This is a genomic window from Chlorogloeopsis sp. ULAP02 (assembly GCF_038404745.2).
GTDB lineage: Bacteria > Cyanobacteriota > Cyanobacteriia > Cyanobacteriales > Nostocaceae > Chlorogloeopsis.
The window spans coordinates 36,933-43,882 of sequence record NZ_JAYKTT020000022.1 but is presented as its reverse complement, the minus strand read 5'-3'; the positions used below and the strand labels follow the sequence as shown (position 1 = coordinate 43,882).

At 40.5% G+C, this 6,950-nt stretch carries 6 protein-coding genes and 1 pseudogene; 1 reads left to right on the top strand and 6 read right to left on the bottom strand.

Annotated elements, in window-relative coordinates; translation table 11 throughout:
• The 6 genes and pseudogenes from U2718_RS10400 to U2718_RS10375 form a co-directional block, all read right to left on the bottom strand.
• A pseudogene (locus tag U2718_RS10400) lies at nt 1-381 on the bottom strand (polysaccharide biosynthesis protein); the annotation flags it as partial.
• Nucleotides 382-1,436: 1,055 nt separating this feature from the next.
• Complete coding sequence (ilvN, locus tag U2718_RS10395) at nt 1,437-1,955, bottom strand: acetolactate synthase small subunit (RefSeq protein WP_016875905.1); 519 nt, start codon at nt 1,953-1,955, stop codon at nt 1,437-1,439.
• Nucleotides 1,956-2,106: 151 nt separating this feature from the next.
• The gene (locus U2718_RS10390) at nt 2,107-2,718 is read right to left on the bottom strand and encodes a molybdenum cofactor guanylyltransferase (protein ID WP_341994041.1); all 612 of its coding nucleotides are present in this window, start codon (nt 2,716-2,718) and stop codon (nt 2,107-2,109) included.
• Complete coding sequence (locus U2718_RS10385; RefSeq protein ID WP_341994040.1) at nt 2,702-3,082, bottom strand: glyoxalase superfamily protein; 381 nt, start codon at nt 3,080-3,082, stop codon at nt 2,702-2,704. Before U2718_RS10385 ends, U2718_RS10390 begins: the two co-directional genes overlap by 17 nt.
• 12 nt (nt 3,083-3,094) lie before the next feature.
• The gene (locus tag U2718_RS10380) at nt 3,095-5,152 is read right to left on the bottom strand and encodes a thioredoxin domain-containing protein (protein ID WP_341994039.1); all 2,058 of its coding nucleotides are present in this window, start codon (nt 5,150-5,152) and stop codon (nt 3,095-3,097) included.
• Between the two features lie 478 nt (nt 5,153-5,630).
• Complete coding sequence (locus U2718_RS10375; RefSeq protein ID WP_341994038.1) at nt 5,631-5,783, bottom strand: hypothetical protein; 153 nt, start codon at nt 5,781-5,783, stop codon at nt 5,631-5,633.
• 276 nt (nt 5,784-6,059) lie between these two features.
• Here U2718_RS10375 and clpP point away from each other — a divergent pair, with 276 nt between their 5' ends.
• Nucleotides 6,060-6,665, top strand: coding sequence for an ATP-dependent Clp endopeptidase proteolytic subunit ClpP (clpP, locus tag U2718_RS10370; protein WP_341994037.1), 606 nt, complete (start codon nt 6,060-6,062; stop codon nt 6,663-6,665).
• The last annotated feature ends 285 nt before the right edge of the window (nt 6,666-6,950 follow it).

Below are 6,950 nucleotides of genomic sequence, written 5' to 3'. Positions count from 1 at the left end.
GGTACTGAAACGTAACCCACCGATCAAAATAAACGAAAGTAGTCCATCAATTAATGGCAATGAACGTGGAAGTCCACTTAAAACGGAGTCTGGAATGTCATTGATGACAACAAAACAAAGAGATTGTATGATGATCGCTGCTGCCATCAACATAGCGATGTATGTGAGTTCCTCAATGCTGGCATAGCGCCAGTAGCGGCGATAGAAACCAGAACTCCATAAAATGAATTGTTTGATGAGCAAAAATAGTATTGTGGCGAATGCTAAGTTTGGTAGATATGCTTCTAGGCTAGGTATTCCATCTAAGCGCAGAATCAAAGCTAATAAGGGTGTAGTTGCAAAAATAATGATGTCGAGTATTAACCAATGCCTGTTTCTCATTTTCAGCAATTTATTCAGCAATATATTGCTTGATTTTTGTATCAACCAATGAGAAACAAAAAATAGTAAATTCATGGTTGTGCGTTCAGGCTACTGTATGTGAATAGTCAAAAAATTAATAACAGCTTTGCTGTCAATTGTTTAAACAAAAATTGCTTAGATAAATGTGTAAATTTTGTCTACACATTTAACATCGATTGATAAAAATTTTATTTTTACCACACAATTTATTTTTCCACCAAATACTTCACAAATGGTGAAAATTTCTTGTGGGAATTCTGAAAATAGCTTTTCGGCGCTTGTAATACTAGCTATCACCCTATTCGAGTCAAAATCTTTCAATAGAGGCTATATATCATCATCTCTCTCTAATAGAGGCTATATATCATCATCTCTCTCTAATAGAGGCTTTAATCCTCTTTTATCATCCAATCAAGGATTTTATTGCTTACATATAGCAAACTATCACAATCTGTTCAGTAAAATCGATAGATTTCTGCTCAATGGATTTTTACCTGAACAATTTAATAGTAATTAAACATTTCGTTTCATGCAACTTATTTTTTTATTTTTTTATTTTGTAACTGATTTGTATCTTGATTGATACTTTATTGATGCCATTTATTTACAATCGTTTGTATTTTGGTTGTAAGCAGAATACAAACCACAGAATCTAGAATTCAAAATTTAGTAATTAGAAAGTATAGGGCTGGAGCAAATTAGGACAAGGAGAGTGAATGTAAGTTATGTTCCTTACCCTTATTTACCTATCCACCATGCTAGGTGACGCTAGTTGCTAGACGACCAAATACTCTAGGTAGAAGGTAAAGGTCTATCCTAGCTAGTTTTTGTGAACAAGTATTTTATGTTTGATTATATCTACCTATTTAGTAAGAGTTATTCTGATTGCTAACTCCTGAGTTGATTCCATAAACTTTGTTCTGGAGTTTAGGTTAAAGATATAACAAAAGTCGAAGAAGCGTTTGCCAACTTATTCGGCTCTCTAAACTCCTTCGACCAAAATTTCTATAAACTAGAGATTTCCCTGGCGATCGCTAAACTTTTGCTTCCAAAGATTTCAGCAACTCAGTGTTTACTCCTGATTCACGAGTCAGGGCTATTTTACCAGTGCGGGCTATTTCTCTCAAACCAAATTTTTGTAATACCTGTACGATCGCCACCATTTTGCCTGGATCGCCCACAACTTCTAAAGTGAGAGAATCTTCTGCCACATCTACGACTCGCGCTCGGAAAATTTGTGCTAATTCAACAACTTCTGAGCGATTGGTGCTAGTAGCATTAACTTTCAACAACATTAATTCTCGCTCTACACAAGGAATTTCGGTGATATCCTGTACCTTCAAAACGTTGATGAGCTTGTAAAGTTGTTTTGTAAGTTGCTCAATCACATAATCGTCACCAGGTACGACCATTGTAATGCGAGAAATACCTGACTGCTCTGCTGGACCGACAGCAAGGCTTTCAATGTTGAAGCCACGACGGGCAAATAAACCAGAAATGCGGGATAGAACACCCGCTTCATCTTCTACAAGTACTGAAAGGGTATGTTTCATCTTCGCCGACAGAGGCTAGGGGAGCAGTGATTAAGGTGATGAGTATTGCCACACTTAATTGCAAGTGTGAATTTTTATTTTAATCTTAAATGAGTGAACAGGGAACAGGGGATAGGGGACAGGGAACAGGAGATAGGGTAAAAATAAATTATTACTGATAACTGTTAAAGTTAAATAGCATTTTAGGATCGGGCAAAGGTAATACTTGTACTGGATACTGCTTTAGCCACTCCTGAAACGATCGCCCGCCCTGCTCGATATATTGATTTAACTCTGGTAAACAAGAACGCCGATAGAAGCCACACAAAGGCTCCCATCTATTATCTTTTTGAACTAAAGCAGCGATCGCTTCTGGGGGTACGCGATCAAGCCCGCTCGCCCATTCCTGCAAAACTTCCAGCTGCAAATTTGGTAAATCGCAAGCTAGCAGCAACACCCACTCTGTTTCTACATATACCAGTGCTTGGGCAAATCCTACAAGTGGCCCGTGGGTTCGAGGTTCATTGCCAGTTTCTCCTGGTAAAAGTACTTCCTGAATGAACTGGCTTTTGGGAGGTAACAAGTGTTGATAGCGTTCCTGCCAAGGAGTGACTACGTAGACTTTTTCAGCACAAGCCTCAGCTATGCGACAAATAAATTGCAACATCGGCACTCCTTGAATCGGGATCAGGGCTTTATCTGTGCCCATGCGCGTACTTTTACCACCTGCGAGGACGATCGCAGTTAATTTACATTGCTGAATTTTCTCAGTTTGCTGGTTCATAAAACGTGATACACACACCAGCCGGATCAATTATGGCAAACTCTTTCATTCCCCAAGGTTTAGTTTCTAGCTTACCGTTCGGGTGAATCATCTGTCCCCCTTTGGCTTGAAATTCGGTGTAAAGTTGCTCAATCCCATCAACAAAGACACGAAAACTTGTCCATTCTGCCAAGTATTTATCATCATTCTTAAGCAGAAAAATTGTTGCCCCATCTCGTTGGACGATCGCCATCCTGACTGGATCGCCTTCTTTATGGATAGTTGTAAAGCCAAGCTGTTGTTCGTAAAACGCGATCACCACTTCCATGTCGCTTCCTGCTGGAATCATCGGGTTGATGTTTTTAAGTACAGGCGGCTTGTTCATAATTTATTGTGTTTATCCCCTAGTCTGACTTTGCTGTACTTGCTGCAACAATTGTTCTACATTCTCAGGTGCTGGCAAACATTTCAAACCTTGACAAACTAGCCCAACACTACCTTGTGGTAATTTTGATTCTGCTGTGAATACAGCACTTGGCAAATACTGGGAACTCAATGAGTTAATCTGCTCGGTTGTAGTGCGAATCAAAGTAGAATTGCTATACCAATCCAAAGCGGTAAATAAACTTGGGCAAGCTTGGGGAGCATGATTCATGGCAGAGCGAAATGCCCTCAACCCCTGCTCGGCTAAATCTAAATAATGGAGATTGTCGGTAAGCAAAGCAAGACGCACAAGATTTGTGATCGCTATTCCATTTGCAGAAGGTGTAGCATTATCTGCATAACTGCGCTCTCGTACGATTAAATCTTGAGTTGCATCGCTGGATGTGTTGTAGTATCCACCTAATTCCACACTCCAAAGATATTCGTCAAATTCTGCTTGGAGAGCGATCGCGCTTTCCAACCAATTTTTTTGATTGGGGCAACAAGTATACAAATCTAATAGCGCTTTGATGAAAAAGGCGTAATCTTCAGATTGAGCTAGTACCGTTGCTTGTCCTTCATAGTTAAGACGATGGAACCGCCCATCTACAAACTGATTATTTAAGATAAAGTTCGCTGCCTTGGTTGCTAGTTCCAAGTAAGAAGGTTGTCGGAATACTGCATACGCTCTTGCCAAACCGGAAATCATCAAACTATTCCAGGCAACAATCATTTTAGTATCTGTTACCGATGGAATTCGACCAGGCCAATTGCTTGTTTTTGCCTCTTGGTTATTGCGAGCAGGTGGAAAAGTTTTTAGCGATTCAGGCGTTGCACCATAACGAGCTACAAACAATTTCGTTAACGCTGTTTCTAACGTTTCGCTTAATTCTCCTGGGTGACGCCTTTGCAGTACGTTCTTGCCTTCAAAGTTGCCGTTAGGGGTAACTGTAAACGCTTGTTGTAATTCTGTTAGTTCTTCATGAGTAAGTAATTGCTCTAGTTCACTGTAACTCCAGACATAAAAGGCTCCCTCCTCTGGTTCAGCTTCTTCACCAGTGATAAAGCTATCGGCATCTTGAGCAGCCCAGAAGTAACCTGCTGTATCCGTCATTTCTCGTTTCAGCCATTGTACAGTGTGTGCGATCGCTCTCTCAAAGGCTGGTTCCTTTACTCCCGCACTCCAAAGATTAGCCAAGTACTCTACAATTTGACCGTTGTCGTAGAGCATTTTTTCAAAGTGAGGCACAGTCCAAGTGGGATCGACGGTGTAGCGGTGAAAACCTCCACCCACATGATCATAAATTCCGCCCAACGCCAGATCAAGTCCCCGCTGGGTACAAATTTTTTTACCATCATACTTAGATTCCTCATGAAATCGTGTTCCCCGCAGAGCTAATTCTGCATAAGGAATCATCGGAAAACTATTACCGTATTGATTGGGAGTAATGATCCCCGTGCTGTTTTCCCAGCCTTTCCGTAGTAATTCACGGTCTTGAGCTTGTGTTGTACCCTGAAATTGCAACACCGCAGAGGTAAGAAGTGACTCTAGAATTACTGCTTTGCGATCGCGCAAATCTTCTTTTTCTGTATCATAGTAACGGCGAATCGCTTGCAGAACTTGCAAAAAACCTGGACGACCGTAGCGTGGTTCCAATGGAAAGTAAGTACCAGCGTAAAATGGTACCAAATCCTCTGGAGAAAGAAAAACATTTAAAGGCCAACCTCCTTGCCCACTCATCATCTGCAAAGACTGCATATAAATGCTATCGAGGTCTGGTCTTTCTTCTCTATCTACTTTAATAGGGATAAAATTGGCGTTCATGTACTCGGCAACAGCCGGGTCGGAAAACGCTTCTCCTTCCATAACAGTACACCAGTGGCAGCTAGAGTAGCCAATGGAGAGAAAAATAGGCTTATTTTGCGCTTTTGCAGTTGCAAGTGCTTCGTTGCACCAAGGCCACCAATCGATAGGATTCTCGGCGTGTTTGCGGAGATAGAGGCTTTTAGCTTCAGCAAGGCGATTAGTCATGATTAAACACAGGTATTTACCCTATGAATGTCAGTCTAACGTGTTCTTTTAAGCCTGAGGGTGAATACCTTAATACTTACTGAAGAAACAAGGCAGAAGGCAGTCCCGTGAAAATCTTCTTTCTGTTCCCTGTTCTCTGTTCCTATTTTCTAGCTAGAGGGCAGTAGACGCGTAGCTGCTACTCGCACCAAGTCGCTCCGCGCAAGAGCGTAGGTAGGAAAGAGGATTTGACTTGTTTTATTCGTAGCGGTTGGTGTGCCACTTGTAAAGTTGCTCTTAAATATAGATAGAATTTTGGCAAGAATACTTAAATTATGATGAAGTAATTTTACATAAACAAAAACTGCCTGCTTGAACTATCTGGTAGTCTCAGCAGGCAGGCTTGTTTTATATTGTTGTGAATATTTACAAGTTGTTTACTATGTGCAGTCATATTAAAGATTTGGCACTTGTATTTGGGTCAATCTGTGAAATTTTCTTAATCTAGAAAACTCAGCAGTGAAGCTATTGGTGTTGACAGTGTGCCTGGGGATTTTGCTGCTCTAGTATGAATTGTGTTATTTGAAGTCAATCCTACGAGCAGATGAAGTAAAAAGGTGATGATCGCGGCTTGTAAAAATTTTTCTAGCATGGCAGTTTCCTCTCTTTAGGTAGATGTTTTTAAATTCCAAAGTCATAGGTCTTGAATACATCTTGTACTATTGATTAACCCGATTGAATAATGACATCGAGTTTATTGCCAGCAAAATAACGTAGTTACTTTTGACTAAAAAACGACACAATTGTTCCAAGGATGAGTGAACTATTATAGATTCACGAACAGAAGAAAGCGGTTCAGGTTGGCTAAGAAAAACAATCAGCCGTTGTAATCGGTAAAATGTATGTACATTAATTACAAGCAGGCTGCATGATTCCTATCGTTATTGAACAATCGGGTCGTGGCGAACGTGCCTTTGATATCTACTCACGATTGATGCGTGAGCGCATCATCTTTTTGGGACAACCGATTGATGACAACGTAGCTAACTTGGTTGTTGCCCAACTGCTATTTTTAGATGCCGAAGACGCGGAGAAAGACATTTATATGTATATCAATTCTCCTGGTGGTTCGGTGACGGCAGGGATGGGCATTTTTGATACAATGAAGCACATTCGTCCGGATGTATGTACCATTTGTACCGGGCTAGCTGCGAGTATGGGTGCTTTTCTCCTTAGCGCAGGTGCCAAAGGTAAGCGGATGAGTCTTCCCCATTCTCGGATGATGATTCACCAACCTTTGGGCGGTGCCAGGGGACAAGCAACTGATATTGAAATTCAAGCTCGTGAAATTCTTTATCACAAGCGACGACTAAATGATTATTTAGCCGAACACACTGGTCAACCCTTGGAAAAAATTGCTGAAGACACTGAAAGAGACTTCTTTATGTCGCCAGAAGAAGCCAGGGAATATGGCTTAATTGACCAAGTGATTGACCGTCACTCTGCTGGTAGCCGTCCGATGGCAGTTGTTTAGCTAATATCTCAGTAGTCAATAGCCAATAATTCCAACTGACTGTTGATTATTGAGTAATAACTTTTCAAAATGCCCCTGAATTATATTTTACTGTCAGCTGGAATTTCTATTTATTTAGAATTCCAGCTGTTACTTTTGGCGAATCAGTAGCAAACTAACTGTGCTTATTTTTATAAATATCATTGCCCTTATTAAACTATGAAGTCTAAGGGTTTATGATATTAGTTTTACTGAATTATATATCATACTTATCTAGAGATTTTATAGCGTTGATTACCGTTTCCT